The sequence below is a fragment of the Streptomyces sp. NPDC013157 genome, from assembly GCF_042899865.1.
Lineage (GTDB): Bacteria > Actinomycetota > Actinomycetes > Streptomycetales > Streptomycetaceae > Streptomyces.
The window spans coordinates 35,858-51,318 of sequence record NZ_JBIBAK010000030.1 but is presented as its reverse complement, the minus strand read 5'-3'; the positions used below and the strand labels follow the sequence as shown (position 1 = coordinate 51,318).

General features: G+C 73.4%; 15 protein-coding genes. 12 read left to right on the top strand and 3 right to left on the bottom strand.

Going from position 1 to position 15,461, the window contains the following annotated elements; translation table 11 throughout:
* Positions 1-87 precede the first annotated feature (87 nt).
* The 4 genes from ACFY6U_RS50190 to ACFY6U_RS50175 all read left to right on the top strand — a co-directional run bounded on the left by ACFY6U_RS50190 (position 88) and on the right by ACFY6U_RS50175 (position 7,278).
* Positions 88-1,278, top strand: a complete 1,191-nt coding sequence (locus tag ACFY6U_RS50190) for a permease (protein ID WP_390049566.1) — start codon at positions 88-90, stop codon at positions 1,276-1,278.
* 34 nt (positions 1,279-1,312) lie between these two features.
* Entirely contained in the window at positions 1,313-2,146 is an 834-nt protein-coding gene (locus ACFY6U_RS50185; RefSeq protein WP_390049564.1) for a class I SAM-dependent methyltransferase, read from the top strand.
* A gap of 214 nt (positions 2,147-2,360) precedes the next feature.
* On the top strand, positions 2,361-3,959 hold the full coding sequence (locus ACFY6U_RS50180; protein ID WP_390049625.1) for an adenosine deaminase: 1,599 nt from the start codon (positions 2,361-2,363) through the stop codon (positions 3,957-3,959).
* A 136-nt stretch (positions 3,960-4,095) separates the two neighbouring features.
* Positions 4,096-7,278, top strand: a complete 3,183-nt coding sequence (locus ACFY6U_RS50175) for an ATP-binding protein (protein WP_390049562.1) — start codon at positions 4,096-4,098, stop codon at positions 7,276-7,278.
* Here ACFY6U_RS50175 and ACFY6U_RS50170 read toward each other — a convergent pair.
* Complete coding sequence (locus ACFY6U_RS50170) at positions 7,256-8,050, bottom strand: ABC transporter permease (protein WP_390049560.1); 795 nt, start codon at positions 8,048-8,050, stop codon at positions 7,256-7,258. The two genes, ACFY6U_RS50175 and ACFY6U_RS50170, sit on opposite strands and share 23 nt — an antisense overlap.
* Positions 8,047-9,030, bottom strand: coding sequence for an ATP-binding cassette domain-containing protein (locus ACFY6U_RS50165; RefSeq protein ID WP_390049558.1), 984 nt, complete (start codon positions 9,028-9,030; stop codon positions 8,047-8,049). Before ACFY6U_RS50165 ends, ACFY6U_RS50170 begins: the two co-directional genes overlap by 4 nt.
* A gap of 111 nt (positions 9,031-9,141) precedes the next feature.
* Between ACFY6U_RS50165 and ACFY6U_RS50160 the strand changes: the two genes are divergently transcribed.
* The 4 genes from ACFY6U_RS50160 to ACFY6U_RS50145 all read left to right on the top strand — a co-directional run bounded on the left by ACFY6U_RS50160 (position 9,142) and on the right by ACFY6U_RS50145 (position 12,381).
* On the top strand, positions 9,142-10,080 hold the full coding sequence (locus ACFY6U_RS50160) for a sulfite exporter TauE/SafE family protein (protein WP_390049556.1): 939 nt from the start codon (positions 9,142-9,144) through the stop codon (positions 10,078-10,080).
* A gap of 78 nt (positions 10,081-10,158) precedes the next feature.
* Positions 10,159-10,527: a peptidoglycan-binding protein gene (locus ACFY6U_RS50155; protein WP_390049554.1), complete on the top strand. Its 369-nt coding sequence runs from the start codon at positions 10,159-10,161 to the stop codon at positions 10,525-10,527.
* A 125-nt stretch (positions 10,528-10,652) separates the two neighbouring features.
* Positions 10,653-11,138: a cation:proton antiporter regulatory subunit gene (locus tag ACFY6U_RS50150; RefSeq protein WP_390049552.1), complete on the top strand. Its 486-nt coding sequence runs from the start codon at positions 10,653-10,655 to the stop codon at positions 11,136-11,138.
* A 7-nt stretch (positions 11,139-11,145) separates the two neighbouring features.
* Positions 11,146-12,381 (top strand): cation:proton antiporter, encoded by a 1,236-nt coding sequence (locus tag ACFY6U_RS50145; protein WP_390049550.1) that lies wholly within the window; start codon positions 11,146-11,148, stop codon positions 12,379-12,381.
* Between the two features lie 22 nt (positions 12,382-12,403).
* On the opposite strand, the gene ACFY6U_RS50140 is transcribed toward ACFY6U_RS50145, so the two are convergent.
* A complete protein-coding gene (locus ACFY6U_RS50140) occupies positions 12,404-12,826 on the bottom strand; it encodes an ATP-binding protein (RefSeq protein ID WP_390049549.1) in 423 nt (140 codons plus the stop codon).
* Positions 12,827-13,014: 188 nt separating this feature from the next.
* Here ACFY6U_RS50140 and ACFY6U_RS50135 point away from each other — a divergent pair, with 188 nt between their 5' ends.
* From ACFY6U_RS50135 to ACFY6U_RS50120, 4 genes are all read left to right on the top strand, one after another.
* Complete coding sequence (locus tag ACFY6U_RS50135; protein ID WP_390049623.1) at positions 13,015-13,944, top strand: helix-turn-helix domain-containing protein; 930 nt, start codon at positions 13,015-13,017, stop codon at positions 13,942-13,944.
* Positions 13,886-14,026 carry a DUF397 domain-containing protein gene (locus tag ACFY6U_RS50130; RefSeq protein WP_390049547.1) on the top strand — a complete coding sequence of 47 codons (141 nt, stop codon included), beginning with the start codon at positions 13,886-13,888 and terminating at the stop codon, positions 14,024-14,026. Before ACFY6U_RS50135 ends, ACFY6U_RS50130 begins: the two co-directional genes overlap by 59 nt.
* A gap of 280 nt (positions 14,027-14,306) precedes the next feature.
* Positions 14,307-15,179, top strand: coding sequence for a hypothetical protein (locus tag ACFY6U_RS50125; protein ID WP_390049546.1), 873 nt, complete (start codon positions 14,307-14,309; stop codon positions 15,177-15,179).
* 115 nt (positions 15,180-15,294) lie between these two features.
* Entirely contained in the window at positions 15,295-15,429 is a 135-nt protein-coding gene (locus ACFY6U_RS50120; protein ID WP_390049545.1) for a hypothetical protein, read from the top strand.
* The last annotated feature ends 32 nt before the right edge of the window (positions 15,430-15,461 follow it).

The following is a 15,461-nucleotide window of genomic DNA, read 5'->3' as shown; positions in this document are numbered from 1 at the left end:
TACCACCCGGATTCCGTGGCCCCCTTGGCCTCATACCCTGGGGGGGTATATACAGATGGTCTCGGTCATCTGCGAAGGGCGGACACCATGCACGCGGTCGGGCACGCGCTCTCCATCGCCGGGTCGATGACCTGGGAGATCACCTGGGCGCTGATCCTCGGCTTCACACTCTCCGCGGTCGTGCAGGCGGTGGTGCGCCGCGAGACGGTCGTACGGCTGCTCGGGGACGACCGGCCCCGTACGCTCGCGATCTCCGCGGGATTCGGCGCCGCTTCCTCGTCCTGTTCCTACGCCGCCGTCGCGCTCGCCCGCTCCCTGTTCCGCAAGGGCGCCGACTTCACCGCGGCCATGGCCTTCGAGATCGCCTCCACCAACCTCGTGATCGAACTGGGCGTGATCCTGGCCCTGCTGATGGGGTGGCAGTTCACCGCCGCGGAGTTCGTCGGCGGCCCGGTCATGATCGTCGTCCTCGCCGTGCTCTTCCGCGTGCTGCTGCGCGAACGGCTGCTGCGACAGGCGCGGGAGCAGGCCGAGCGCGGGCTGGCGGGCTCGATGGAGGGGCACGCGGCGATGGACATGTCCGTGGGCGGCGAGGGCGGTTTCGTCCGCCGGCTGTTCTCCCGGGACGGGTTCACGTCCGTCTCGCACATCTTCGTCATGGAGTGGGCGGCGATCCTGCGCGACCTGGTGGCGGGGCTGCTGATCGCCGGGGCGATCGCCGCCTGGGTGCCGGACGACTTCTGGCAGAGCTTCTTCCTGGCCGGCCATCCGCTCGCGGCCAAGGTGACGGGACCGCTGATCGGTCCCGTGGTGGCCATCGTGTCGTTCGTCTGCTCCATCGGCAACGTGCCGCTGGCCGTGGTGCTCTGGAAAGGGGGCATCAGCTTCGGCGGTGTCATCGCCTTCATCTACGCCGACCTGCTGATCCTGCCGATCCTCAACATCTACCGGAAGTACTACGGCGCCCGGACCGCCGCGTTCCTGCTGGGCACCTTCTACGCCTCGATCGTGGTGGCCGGCTATGTGGTGGAACTCGTCTTCGGGGGCCTCGGGCTGATCCCCGACCAGGCCGACGCGAAGATCCCCGACGAGGGGATCAGCTGGAACTACACCACGTACCTCAACATCGTCTTCCTGCTGCTGGCCGCCGCGCTGGTCGTACGGTTCCTGCGCACCGGCGGCCGGGCGATGCTGCGGATGATGGGGGGTTCGCCGGACGGACACCGCGGGGAGCATCAGGAGGGGCACGAGCATCCGCACAGCGAACACCATCCGTGACCGTGGAGACCGCGATCGTGCAGAAGGAGATCACGTGGACCGCAGCCGCGACCTCGCCGTCGCGCCCGCCGTGCGTGCCGTCTACGGGCCGCAGGACCTCAGCTCCGCACCGGCGTTCGCGGGCGGGTTCATCAACTTCGGGCACTGGGCCGGGATCCCGCTCGACCGTCCGCTGACCGCCGAGGACCGGGTACGCAGCCAGCGCGACCTCTACCGTCTCGTGTTCGGGGCCCTCGACGGGGCGGACGCCCGTGCCGTCGAGGTCGGCTGCGGGCTGGGGGTCGGCGCCGCGCTCGCGCTGGAGGAGTTCGGTTTCGCCGCCGTGACCGGTCTGGACATCCACCCCGAGCAACTGGAACGGGCCCGCCGGACCAACGCCGGGCTGCTCGCCCGGGCGCCGGAACGCCTCGGTTTCGCGCACGGGGCGGCGGAGCGGATGCCGTTCGAGGACGGCGGCTTCGACCGGCTGTACTCGGTGGAGGCCGCCCAGCACTTCCGCGACCTGACCGCGTTCGCCCGCGAGGCCGCCCGCGTGCTGCGGCCCGGCGGCCGGCTGGCCGTCACCAGCTTCTTCCTGCCGGCCGGCGCCGAGGACGCGGGCGGGGAACTGGCCGCGCGGCTGGAGAGCTTCGCGTCCGGCCTGGACGTGGCCCACCCGCTGGGGTCCCTGCTCGACGCCCTCGGCAGCGCCGGCCTGACCGGCGTACGGGCCGAGTCGATCGGCGACCACGTCTGGCCGGGCCTGGACCGCTTCCTCGCCGGCATCGACCTGCCCGTGCAGTGGCCGCGCAACTTCCTGCCGGCCTACCGCGACGGCCTGCTGGACTACTACGTCGTCACGGCGGACCGCCCGCTCGCCGGCCGCTGACCCGCACCGCGGCCACCGGACGGTGCTGCGCCCGCCCGGGTGGCTCTGCGGTGCGTGCCGCGTGGCTGTCCGGCCGGGACCGGGCCGACTTGATGATCATCGGTCCGTGACGACCTACGACGGCGCTCGCCCCGCCGGCCACCCACGCCGCACGGCGCCCGCCGTCGCAGCCACCGCCCCGCACCCGGGCCCCGCCCGCGCCCTCGCCGCGGCCCTGACCCTGCTCTGCTGCTGCCTCCTGGCCTGCCTGTCGGCCGCACCACCCGCAGCCGCGCTCCCCCGGCCGTCCCGAGAACCCCACGCCGGCCCACGCTCCCTGACGGATGCCGAGGCCCGCACGGACGCGTACCTGGCATCGCTGCGGGCGCAGGCCCCGGACCCCCGGGCCCTGCGCAGGTTCTTCCTGAAGCTGCCCAAGGGCGGCGACCTGCACAACCACCTCTTCGGCGCGGTCAGGACGGAGTACCTGATCGCGCTCGCCGCCGGGGACGGGCTGTGCATCGACACGGCGACGCTGACCGCCGTCGTACCGCCCTGCGGCCCCGGCACCCGGCCGGCCGCCGACGCCCGCGGCGACCGTGACTTCCGCGAGGCGATCCTGCGGGCCTGGTCCATGTACGGCTTCCCGCCGGACCGAAGCGGCCACGACCACTTCTTCGCCACGTTCGACACGTTCGGGCTGGTGCCCGCGCGCCACCCGGGCAAGGTGCTCGCCGAGGTCGCCGACTCGGTGGCGGCGCAGCACCAGTTCTACCTGGAGACCATGGTCAACCCGGCCTCCGACCGCGCCGAGCAGCTGGCCGACGAGGTCGGCTGGGACCCCGACCTCCCCGAGATGTACGCGAGGCTCGTGGCGGACGGCCGCCTCGACGAGGTGGTCGCCGAGGCGCGCCGGGCGACGGACGAGGCCGAAGCCGGGTTCCGGGCCGCCGCCCGCTGCGGCACCGACCGGCCCCGCCCCGGCTGCCGGCTCACCGTGCGCTACGTCTACCAGGCCTTCCGCGGCGAGTCCCGCGAACGCGTCTTCACCGAGCTGGCCCTCGGCATGCGACTCGCCGAGACCGACCCCCGCTTCCTCGCCGTCAACCTCGTCCAGCCCGAGGACGGGCCCGTCGCGCTGGCCGACTACACCGTGCAGATGCGCATGGTGAGGTTCCTGCACACGGTCTACCCGAGCGCCCATGTCACCCTGCACGCGGGCGAGTTGCGGCCCGGCCTGGTCGACCCCGAGGACCTCCGGTTCCACGTCCGGGAGGCCGTGGACATCGCCGGCGCCGAGCGCGTCGGGCACGGCGTCGACCTCCGCCACGAGGACGACTGGCAGCGGACGGCCCGCACGATGGCCGCCCGGCGGATCGCCGTCGAGGTGCCCTTCACCAGCAACGCCCAGATCCTCGGCGTGCGGGGGGCCGCACACCCCTTCGACACCTACCGGTCCTACGGGGTGCCGGTCGTCCTGGCCACCGACGACCCCGGTGTCTCCCGCACCGACATCAGCCACGAGTACCAGTACGCCGCCGAGACCTACGGCCTGACGTACCCGGAGCTCAAGGACCTGGCCCGGGCCTCGCTGGAGTACGCCTTCCTCCCGGGCGAGAGCCTGTGGCGGGGCAACCCCACCCGCGGCGGCTACCGGCCGGCCGCCGCCTGCGCCGGGCAGCTTCCCGGCAGCGGGCGGGCGCCGGGCGCGGAGTGCCGGGCCCTGCTCGACGCGAGCGCGAAGGCTGCGCTGCAGTGGCGCGAGGAGGCCGCGTCGGCGTCCTTCGAGCGGACCTTCGGGCGGGCCTCGACCGCGAAAGCAGGGGCGCGATAGGCCGTGTGTCCGGTGCGGCACCGTGGGGGCTGGTCGCGCAGTTCCTCCCCCAGCCTTCGGCTGGGTACCCCCAGCGCCCCTTACGGGGCGCTGCAGAACCGGAGCGGACTTCGCCGGACCCGCCTAGTCTGCACGGGTGACCGAGACCCCCGAGTTGACCCTGCTGCCCCGAGTCGCGTGCCGGGGGCGGGAGATCACCGCGCCGCGGCTGCGCGGGCTGCTGGCACTGCTCGCCGCGGACCTGCGCACCGGCTGCAGCACCGGGCGGCTGGTGGAGGGGCTGTGGCCGGACGAGCTGCCGGAGCGGCCGGGCAAGGCGGTGCAGATCCTGGTGTCCCGGCTCAGGTCGCAGCTGGGTGCCGAGCTGGTCGTGAGCACGCCGACGGGGTACCGGCTGGGGCTGGACGAGACCCAGGTCGACAGTTCCGCGCTGCTCGTGCACGAGGCGGCCGCCGCCGAGCGGGCGCGGGCCGGGGACCACGAGGGCGCCCTGGCGCGGGCCGAGGCGGGGCTGGCGCTGTGGGACGGGAGCGTGGGCGCCGGGGCGGACGAGGAACTGCACGACCCGGTGGCGGCGTTGCGGGCCGAGCGGCTGCGGGCGTACCGGGCGCTGGTGCGCTCGCACGCCCTCGCGCTCGCCCGGCTGGGCCGGCGGGCGGAGGCCACCGCACCGCTGACCGAGCTGAACCGGGAGCTGCCCCGGGACGAGGAGGTGCTGGCGGAGCTGCTGCGCTGCGAGGCCGCCGGCGCGGGGCGGGCCGCGGCGCTGACCCGGTACGACGGCTACCGGCGCCGGCTCCGGGACGAGCTGGGCAGTGATCCGGGGGCCCGGCTCCGGGCCGTGCACCAGGAGTTGCTGAGCGCGGAGGCGGCGCCGGTCCGGCACGGGGTGCCGCACGAACCGAACCCGCTGCTGGGGCGGGACGCCGACATCGCCGCCGTGGCCGGGCTGCTGCGCGGCGCCCGGGTGGTCACCGTGGTCGGCCCCGGCGGGCTCGGCAAGACCCGTCTCTCGCACGCGGTGAGCCGGGCGGCCGAACAGTCCGTCGTCCACTTCGTGACCCTGGCCGGGGTCACCGACGACGACGTGGCGGACGAGGTCGCCTCGGCCGTCGGCGGCGGCGAGGGCGGCCGGCTCCCGGGCGGCGGCAAGGACGCGGTGAGCGGGATCGTCGCCGCGCTGGGTCCGGGCCCCGCGCTGCTGGTCCTCGACAACTGCGAGCACGTGGTGGCCGGCGCCTCCGCCCTCGTACAGGGGCTGGTGTCACGGTCGAAGGAGCTGCGCGTCCTGGCCACCAGCCGGGCCCCGCTCGGGCTGACCTCGGAGTCCGTGTACGCCCTGCCGGAGCTGTCCCTGGCGACCTCCGTCGAGCTCTTCGGGCAGCGGGCGCGGGCCGCCCGGCCCGGGGTGGAGCTGCCCGCCGACCGCGTCGCCGAGATCTGCCGGCACCTGGACGGGCTGCCGCTGGCGGTGGAGCTGGCCGCGGCCCGGGTGCGGGTGCTCTCCGTGGCCGACATCGCGCACCGGCTGCGGGACCGTTTCGCGCTGCTGCGCGGCGGTGCCCGGGACGCCCCCGAGCGGCATCGCACGCTGCGGGCCGTGGTCGAGTGGAGCTGGAACCTGCTGGAGCCGGAGGGACGGGCGGCCCTGCGCGCGCTGTCGGTGTTCCCCGGGGGCTTCGACGTGACGGCGGCGGAGTACGTGCTCGGCTCCGGCGGGGCCGCCGACGGGGACGGCGACGCGATGGACCTGCTGGAGCAGCTGGCCGGACAGTCCCTGGTCAAGGTCGGCGAGAGCGCCGCCGGGGTGCGGTTCCACATGCTGGAGACGCTGCGGGAGTTCGGCGCCGCCCGGCGGGCGGAGGCGGGTGAGGACGAGGCCGTCACGGGCCGGTTCCTCGCCTGGGCCCGGGACTTCGGCCGGGCCCACCACGCCGGGATGTACGGCACCGAGGCGCCGGACTCCTTCGACCGGGTCCGGGCCGAGCAGGACAACCTGGTCCTCGCGCTGCGGCACGCCCTGGCCCGCGCCGACGGGCCCGCCACCGCCGCCGTCACAGCCGTCCTGGCCTCCCTGTGGTCGGTCGGCAACAGCTACACCCGGTTCGTCACCCTCGCCGCCGAGACCGGCGTTCCGCTGTCCCACTTCCGCCCGGGAGCCGAGCACCCCGAGGACGTGGAGACGGCCCGGAGCGCGGCGGCGGTGTGCGCGGCCGGTCTCTTCATGGGCTACGGCCCGCACGCCGTACGCCAGCTCGTCACGCTGCGCCGCCTGCCGCCCGCCCCGGCGGACACCGTGCCGCGGGCCCTGGCCGTCGTGCTGTGCGCGGTCCCGGACATGCGCCCGCCCGGGTACGCACAGCTGGAGGAGCTGTGCGACGCCGACGAGCCCCTGCTGGCGGGCCTCGCGGCGGGTGTCGCCAGCTACCTGTGGGAGTCCGCGTACGAGACGGAACGCGCGCTCCGCTACGCGCGCCGGATGCTCGCGGCGGTGGGGCCGCTCGGCAATCCGGTCATGACGCTGCTCAGCCACGGCCGGATCGGCGAGCTGTGCCTCAAGACGGAGCGCGGCGCGGAGGCGTACGACCATCTCCGGGCCGCCGACGCGCTCAGTGAGGCCGGTACCTGGTCGGACGCGATCGGCGTCCGCTACGGGCTGGTCTCCGCCTGCCTGCAGCGCGGGGAGGTCGAGGAGGCGGAGTACTGGCTGGGCCGGGCCGCCCCGGACCGGCAGCCGGAGGCCGCCCAGGCCTTCAGCCCCGAACTGCTGCAGGCCCGGGCGGAGATCGCGCTGGCCCGGGGGCTGACCGAGGTCGGCCTCGGCCTGTGGCGGCAGGCGGCGGCCGGGATCCGGGAGGCCGGTGCGCTGACCCCGGACGATCCCTTCCTGGACTCGTGGTCGCTCCAGGTGCAGGCGGCCGCGCTCGCCGCGCACGCCCAGCACGGCCGGCTCGAGCCGGTGGCCGAGCTCGCCCGGCACCTGCGGGACCGCCTGCTCGGGATGCTGTCCGACGACGCTTCCGGCGCCGGGGACCTGCTGGAACTGCCGGTCTACGGCTCGGTGCTGCTCGCGCTCGGCCATGCCGGGCTGGCCCGGGGCGACACGGCGGCGGTACGGCTGCTGGCGCTGGCGGAGGTGCTGCCGGTGATGCGGGACCTGCCCACCCTCTCCTCGGCCAGGTCCCGGCAGGCGGCCGAGAACGCGGACGGGGCCGCGTACACCGACGCGAGGTCGGGGTACGCGGCCCTGGGGCGGGATCAGTTGCGGGCGGCGGCCCGGCAGGCGCTGCACGAGGTCACTGCCGGGGCTCGCGGCTGAACCGGGCCTTGGACCACAGGTAGCCGAGCACGGTCAGCCCGAGGCCCCAGCCGACGGCGAGCAGCGCGTTCCTCGTGCCGATCCCGCTGCCCAGCAGCAGACCGCGCAGGGTCTCGATGAAGGGCGAGAACGGCTGGTACTCGGCGAACCAGCGGAACCAGCCCGGCATGGCGTCCACCGGGACGAACGCGCTGGACAGGAACGGCAGCATCACCAGCGGCGTCCCGATGTTGCTGGCGCCCTCGGCGTTGGGGCTGATCAGGCCGATGCCGACCGCGAGCCAGGTCAGCGCGAGGCTGACCAGGGCCATCAGCCCGGCCGCGGCGAGCCACTCCACCGGCGACGCGTCGGGCCGGAACCCGATCGCAAGTCCGATGCCCAGGACCAGGACCAGGGCCATCATCGTCTGGATCACACTGCCGACCACGTGTCCGATCAGCACCGAGGCGCGGGAGATCGCCATGGTGCGGAACCGGGCCATGATGCCCTCGGTCATGTCGGTGGCCACGGACACGGCGGTGCCGAGCGAGGTCATGGCGGCGGTCAGGAAGAGGATGCCGGGGACGAGGTAGGCGACGTACTCGGACCGGTCGGCGTGGCCGCCGGTGATGCCGGCGCTCATCACGTTGCCGAAGACGTAGACGAACAGGAGCAGCAGGATGACCGGGGTGAGCAGGAGGTTGAGGGTGAGGGAGGGGTAGCGGCGGGCGTGCAGGAGGTTGCGCCGCAGCATGGTGAGGTTGTCGCGGAGGGCGTGGGAAGCGGTGCTCATCGGACGGTCTCCTTGTCGGTCGAAGCCATGGGGTTGCCCGTCAGGGCGAAGAACACGTCGTCCAGGTCGGGGGTGTGCACGGAGAGTTCGTCGGCCTCGATGCCGGCGGCGTCGAGCCAGTCGAGGATGGCGCGCAGCTCGCGCTGGGTGCCGCCGCTGGGGATCTGCAGGGCGAGGGCCTCGTCGTCCCGGGTGGTCTCGCGCAGTTCGGTCGCCGCCCGTTCGTAGGCCGCCGGGTCGGAGAACCGCAGCCGTACGTGACCGCCGGGCACCAGCCGCTTCAGCTCCCCGGCGCTGCCCTCGGCGACGAGCCGGCCGCCGTTGAGCACCGCGATGCGGTCGGCGAGCTGGTCGGCCTCGTCCAGGTACTGGGTGGTGAGGAAGACGGTGGTGCCGCCGGAGACCAGCTCGCGGATGATCTGCCACATGGTGTGGCGGGAGCGCGGGTCGAGTCCGGTGGTCGGCTCGTCGAGGAAGATGATGCGCGGGCGGCCGACCAGGGTCATGGCGATGTCGAGGCGGCGCTTCATGCCGCCGGAGTAGGTGGAGGCGGGCTTCCTCGCGGCCTCGGTGAGGTCGAAGCGCTCCAGCAGGTCGGCGGTGACCTGCCGTCCCTCCGGCTTGGAGAGGTGGTGCAGGTCGGCCATGAGGAGCATGTTCTCCTCGCCGGTGATCAGTCCGTCCACGGCGGAGAACTGGCCGGTGACCCCGATGGCGGCCCGTACCTTCTGGGCCTCGGCGGTGAGGTCGTGCCCGGCGATCCGGGCGGTGCCGGCGTCGGCGGAGATCAGGGTGGACAGGATGTTGACCGCGGTGGTCTTGCCCGCGCCGTTCGGCCCGAGGAGCGAGAAGACCGTGCCGGCCGGCACCCGGATGTCGATGCCGTCGAGGACGGTCTTGTCCCCGTAGGCCTTGCGCAGCCCGGTGGCCGCGATCGCGAGTTCGCGTTCGTCTCGGCGTTCGTGTTCGTTCGTCGTCATGCCGCAGAGCGTGCGGCCACGGCGGTTCAGCCCGGCTTCAGCCCGGTTTCAGCGGGGACGGGACGCGGTTCCATACCTTTCCCATAGGAAAGGTGTCTAAGGTCCCCCACCATGGATTCCACCGTTCCGATCGTCATCGCGGGAGCCCTGGTCGGCTTCGCCGTGGGGCTCACCGGCATGGGCGGCGGAGCGCTCATGACGCCGATCATGGTCATGGTGTTCGGGGTGAATCCCACCGCGGCCATCGGCAGCGACCTGGCCGCGTCCGTGTTCATGAAGCCGTTCGGCGCGCTGGTCCACCAGCGGGCCGGGACCGTCCGCTGGGACATCGTGCGCTGGCTGCTGCCGACCGCCGTCCCGGCCGCCTTCGGCGGGGTGTTCCTGCTCCGGGCGCTCGGCGACGGTGACGACCTTCAGCAGCGCGTCAAGTACGTCGTCGGTACGGCGCTGATGCTCGCCGTCGCCGGCATGCTCGCCCGGATGTGGCTCGACCACCGCCGCACCGCCGCCGACGGCCCGGACGGTTCGGCCGGCGAGGACGCGCACGTTCCCGTACGGCCCGTGGCCACCCTGCTCATCGGGCTGGTGGGCGGGGTGATCGTCGGGATGACCTCGGTCGGCTCGGGCTCCCTGATCATCGTGATGCTGATGCTGGCCCATCCGCGGCTCAGGGCCAACCATCTCGTCGGCACGGACCTGGTGCAGGCCATCCCCATGGTGGCCGCGGCCGCCCTCGGCCACCTGCTCGTCGGCGACGCCGACCTGGGGCTCGCGGCGACGCTCCTGATCGGTGCCGTTCCCGGGGTGCTGCTCGGCTCCCTCGTCTCCAGCCGGGTCGCCGGATCCACGGTGCGCTGGGCCCTGGTCGTGCTGCTCACCGGGTCCGGGCTTGCGATGCTGAAGGCGTCGTCCACCGTCGTCCTGCTCGGCTGCCTGGCCATGACGCTGCTCGGCGCGCTCACCGCCGTACGCGACCGGCGCTCGGCCCGCCGCGGGGCCGCGGAGACGGCGGAAGCACCGGAGATGGCGGGCGTCCCCGGCTCCAGGTGACCGCCGGCTCCCGACTCGCGGAGGTCACCGCCCGCGCGCGACCATGGTCGGAAGTCGAGTCGGCCCTGAGGAGCGGGCATGAGACGGAACCGACTGCTCACTTCGGCCGCGCTGCTGGGCGCGGCCGTCGCCCTGGGCCCCGCGCTGCCCCACACCGCGGCGGCCGCCTCCGGCCCGGCATGTTCCTACGTGGCGGCGGACTACCGGCCGACGCTCGGATACGGCGCCACCGGAGCCGCGGTCAGGCAGGCGCAGTGCCTCAGCAACGCGTGGGGCGGGCAGCCGCCCAGGCTCACCACCGACGGGGTCTACGGCACGGTCATGCAGAAGAAGATCGAGTGGATCCAGACCTGCCACGGCCTGCCGGCGAGCGGGGTCGTCGAGGGCCGTACCTGGCACGTGCTGTACCACCCGGCCCTGGACTGCTACGTCCCCTACCCGTCCTGACCGCTCTCCTGACCGCTCCCCCCTGCCCGGCCCGTCCCCCCGTCTCCTCCGCCTCCCCGCTAGGGTGTTGTTAAAGAAAGGGCAAAGACCCAGCGGGACGAGACGACGAGACAGGGGAGACAGCCTTGGGGGCTCCACGTCTGAGCAGGACGCCGTTGCCGGGAATCGGGGTGCGTTACGACCTCGCCACGCGCGAGCAGGGCCGGGTGTCCGTGGTCGCGCACCGGGACGGTTCACGGATCCTGAGCGCCTACCACCGGGACGACCCCGACGCCTGCGCCCTGTCGCTGCGGCTGTCCTCGGGGGAGACGGCGGCCCTCATCGACGCGCTGATGCCGACGCACCACAGCCCGAACCTGCTCTCCACCACCGACCTGGGGCTGGTGGCCGAGCGGATCGAACTCCCCGCCACCTCGTACTGGAACGGCCGGCTGCTCGGCGAGACACGGATGCGGACCGAGACGGGGGTGTCCATCGTCGCCGTGCTGCGCCGCGCCGAGGCGGTCCCCTCCCCCACGCCCGGTTTCCGCCTGGCGGGCGGCGACACGCTCATCGTCATCGGCACCCGTGAGGGCGTCGACGCGGCCGCCTCCATACTCGGGCGGGAGTGAGGCCGCCGTGCACGACTCCGCCGTGTTCCTGATCGAGTTCGGTGCGATCATCCTCGGCCTCGGCCTGCTGGGCCGGCTCGCCGGGCGCCTCCGCTTCTCGCCCATCCCCCTCTACCTGCTGGCCGGGCTCGCCTTCGGCGAGGGCGGGCTCTACCCGCTCGGCACCAGCGAGGAGTTCGTCGCGATCGGCGCCGAGATCGGCGTCGTACTCCTGCTCCTCATGCTGGGCCTGGAGTACACCGCCAGCGATCTCGTCTCCAACCTCAGGACGCAGTACCCGGCGGGCCTGGTCGACGCCGCGCTGAACGCGCTGCCCGGCGCCGCGATGGCCCTGCTGCTCGGCTGGGGTCCGGTGGCGGCCGTGGTGCTGGCCGGCGTCACCTGGATCTCCTCGTCCGGGGTGATCGCGAAGGTGCTCGGGGACCTGGGACGGCTCGGCAACCGGGAGACCCCGGTGATCCTGAGCATCCTGGTCCTGGAGGACCTCTCCATGGCCGTCTACCTGCCGATCATCACCGCGCTGCTGGCGGGCGCCGGCCTGGCGGCGGGCAGCCTGACGCTGGCGGTCGCCCTCGGGGTCGCCGGGCTGGTCCTGCTGATCGCCGTCCGGTACGGCAGGCACATCTCCCGGTTCGTCTCCAGCGACGACTCGGAGAAGCTGCTCCTGGTGGTGCTCGGCCTGACCCTGCTGGTCGCGGGCATCGCGCAGAAACTGCAGGTCTCCGCCGCGGTGGGCGCCTTCCTGGTCGGCATCGCCCTCTCCGGCGAGGTGGCCGAGGGCGCCCACCTCCTCCTCGCTCCCCTCCGCGACCTGTTCGCCGCCGTCTTCTTCGTCTTCTTCGGCCTGCACACCGACCCGTCGAGCATCCCGCCGGTGCTGCTGCCCGCGCTCGCCCTGGCGGCCGTCACCACGCTGACGAAGATCGCCACCGGCTACTGGGCCGCGAAACGCGCCGGGATCTCGGCCAAGGGCCGCTGGCGGGCGGGCGGCACCCTGGTCGCCCGCGGCGAGTTCTCCATCGTCATCGCGGGCCTCGCCGTCACCGCCGGCATCGAACCCTCCCTGGGCCCCCTGGCCACCGCCTACGTCCTCATCCTCGTCGTCCTCGGCCCCCTCACCGCCCGCTACACCGAACCCCTGGCCCGCCGCCTCACCCGCCGGACGCGCCGCCCCGAGCAGCCCCTCGCCCTGCCGGCCCCGGCCGCCCCGGTCGACGACCAGGACACGGTTCGCCGGACGTGACCGGGCCCGGCGGCCACCCCGGTCACGGCGAGGCGACGGGCACCTGCGCCCACACCGTCTTGCCCACGGGGTGACGAGGCGTCACCCCCCACCGCAGGGCCAGGGCATCCACCAGGAGCAGACCGCGGCCCGACTCCCCCTCGGGAAAGGACGAGGGCACGGCGGCGGGCGGCCTCTTCCCGGATGCGGCGTCCACGACCTCGACACGGACGAGGCCCGCCGCGGTGTCGAGGGCGAGCCTCAGCCCGAAGTCGCGCCCCGGCACCCTGCCGTGCCGCACCGCGTTCGCGGCGAGTTCGCCCACCACGAGGGCGACCGCGCACGACGCGTCCGACGCCGGAGGAAATCCCCACCCCTCCAGGCAACGGACGGCGTGGCGCCGAGCGTGCCGGGCGCCCCGCGGTGAGGACGCGAACTGCCCCGCGAAAGAGTGTGATTCGACCATCGCTGTCAGCACTGCCTGCCCGTCCTTGCCTGTCGAGCCTGGATGTCCCGCCCTGTACGCGAGACATCACGTTCCGTGTCCAAGAGTCGCCCCGGCGCCCTACGCTCGAAAGGTGACGCAGCCTTACTTCTGGGTTCGTAAGGGATGGAAGTGACGCCTTGGCCAACGGAATCGACCCCAGTACGTCGATGGCGGCGCTGTTCGGTTCGCGGGTACGGAGACTGCGTACGGACGCCGGCCTGACCCAGGCCGAACTCGGCGCCGCGGTACACGTGGTGAGCACCCGGATCACACAGATCGAGCGGGCCTCCGGGGCGAGACCGACACGGGAGCTCGCGCGGGCGCTGGACACGGCGCTGGGTGCGGACGAGTTGCTGGTCGAGCTGTGGCCGTACGTGTACAGGGAGGCGTTTCCGGACTGGTCGCGGAAGTTCATGGCGTACTCGGAGCGGGCCGTGGTCATCCGGCAGTACGCGGCACATGTGGTGCCCGGCCTGTTGCAGACCGAGGACTACGCGCGGGCGGTGCTGAGCGTCGGTCGAACGCTGGGCAGCAAGGAGCAGTTGGAGGAGAGGGTCACCGCGCGTCTCGGCCGCCAGGAACGGCTCGGTGCGGCCGATCGGCCGGAACTGTGGGTCGTTCTCGACGAGGCGGTGCTGAGGCGTCCGGTCGGCGGCCCGGAGGTCATGCGTGACCAGTTGGAGCGGCTGCTCGATGCCGCAGCGGAGCGCCAAGTCACCGTGCAGGTACTGCCGTTCGATCAGGGCGAGCACGACGTGATGGGCGGCTCGCTCACCGTTCTGACCATGCCGGACGACTCGGAAGCCGCCTACACGGAGGGCGCGCACTACGGCCAACTCGTCGAGGATCCGGACGAGGTCAGGAGTTTCGCGCTGACCTACGATCGGCTGCGGGCGGCAGCTCTGCCCCCGCTCATGTCGCTCGGCATGATCCGATCCGTGATGGAGGACAACCACCGTGGAGCGAAGGTCCCGTCCCGATCTGAACGGCGCCGCCTGGCGCAAGAGCAGCTACAGCAATCAGGAGGGGGGCGACTGCGTGGAGGTGGCCGACGCTTTCCCCGGCGCCGTCCCCGTCCGGGACAGCAAGAGCCCTGACGGACCCGCACTGATCTTCGAGGCCGGCTCCTGGGCAGCTTTCATAGGCAAGTTGAAGGCCGGTCGGCGCCACCGCGTCTGAGTCCGCCGGGCCCCGGCCACGGCACGCCTCCCGGTCCGCCGGAACCTTGTCCGCGAGGGCCCGGCGGGCCGCTGACCTCCCCAAAGAACCGGGGGAAAGAACTACCCGCCCACCCACCCTCCCCGGCCGCGCGGCGCGCGTCACCCGTCCGGGTGACCGGCTTGCAGGCTCGGGATGCGGGCCGTTACGTTCACCGCGACAACCGCAAACAGATACGGCCCCCGGCCGGGACGGCAATCCCGAACGAGGGCCTGACCGATCAGGAAGAGATCGCTTCCCGATGGCTGACCCGCAGTCTAACGCGCCCTCGCGCACCGGCGCCGGAGCTCCGGCCTCCGGCGTGATCCACGTCCGCACCCGGCTCACCGCCGGCTTCACCGTGATCTCCAACGCCCTCGCGCAACGGCGCGGCAGCGCGGTCACGGTCGGCGTCGCGGCCTACGTCCTCTCCCTGCACGACGGTTCACCGGTGAGCATCGCCGCCCTCTGCGAGCACTTCACCGAGGGCGAGATCCTGATCTCGCGGGCACTCAGGGAACTGGAAGCGGCCGGATACCTGGAACGCCGCCGCGAGCGGACGTCCACCGGGCAGGTCCGCACCCGGACGTTCTTCCACGACGTACCCGGCGGCGATCCCGGCCCGGAGCCGCCCGAACCGCCGAAGACCCGCCGCCCCCGGGAACAGCCCGCGAGCGCGCCGGTGCCCCGGCAAGCCGCTGAGCACACTCCCGAACCGGCTGCCGAAGCGGAGTCCCCGGCGTCGCTCGCCGATGCCGACCCGCGAGCCGTCGCCGTACTCACCACACTGCGCCGCGTCGATCCGCGCCTGATCCTCTCCGCGCAGGAGGCCGCACGACTCGCGCCGGCAGTCTCCGAATGGCTCGCGGCAGGCGTCGACGCTCCCAGACTCACCGAGTTCCTCACCGCAGGGCTGCCCGACCGGCTCCGCACCCGCCCGGCAGGCATCCTCGCCTTCCGCCTGCGCGAGACGCCCCTCCCTGCCCCGCCCCCACTCCGGTCCGAGCGCGTCACAGACCGCCCGACCGTCGCGCGCTTCCAGACCTGCGACGGCTGCGAGCGGGCGTTCCGAGCGCCGGACCCCGGACGCTGCCGGGACTGCCGGTCCGGGAACGGTGTCCGTGCGGCCGGTTGAGCCGGTGACCGGGTGTGCGGTCCACCGGCAGGTGGGAGGCTCGATACGTGCTTCTTACCCCCGCGGAAACGGTGACACCATCGCCGGCCCGCAACCGGCCCAGGTTCTCGACCTGTTGACCGGCCTCGGCGAGGAGTCGTCCTACCCGGGCATCACCGAGTGGGCCGACTGCTTCCTGCACGCCCGCGCGAGCGACGCCGACGCCCTGGCGGCCTTCGCGCCACGGGACGGACGTGACCACAGCCCGTGACATCCGCTCTCCGGCCACGGCTCCGCGGCCAG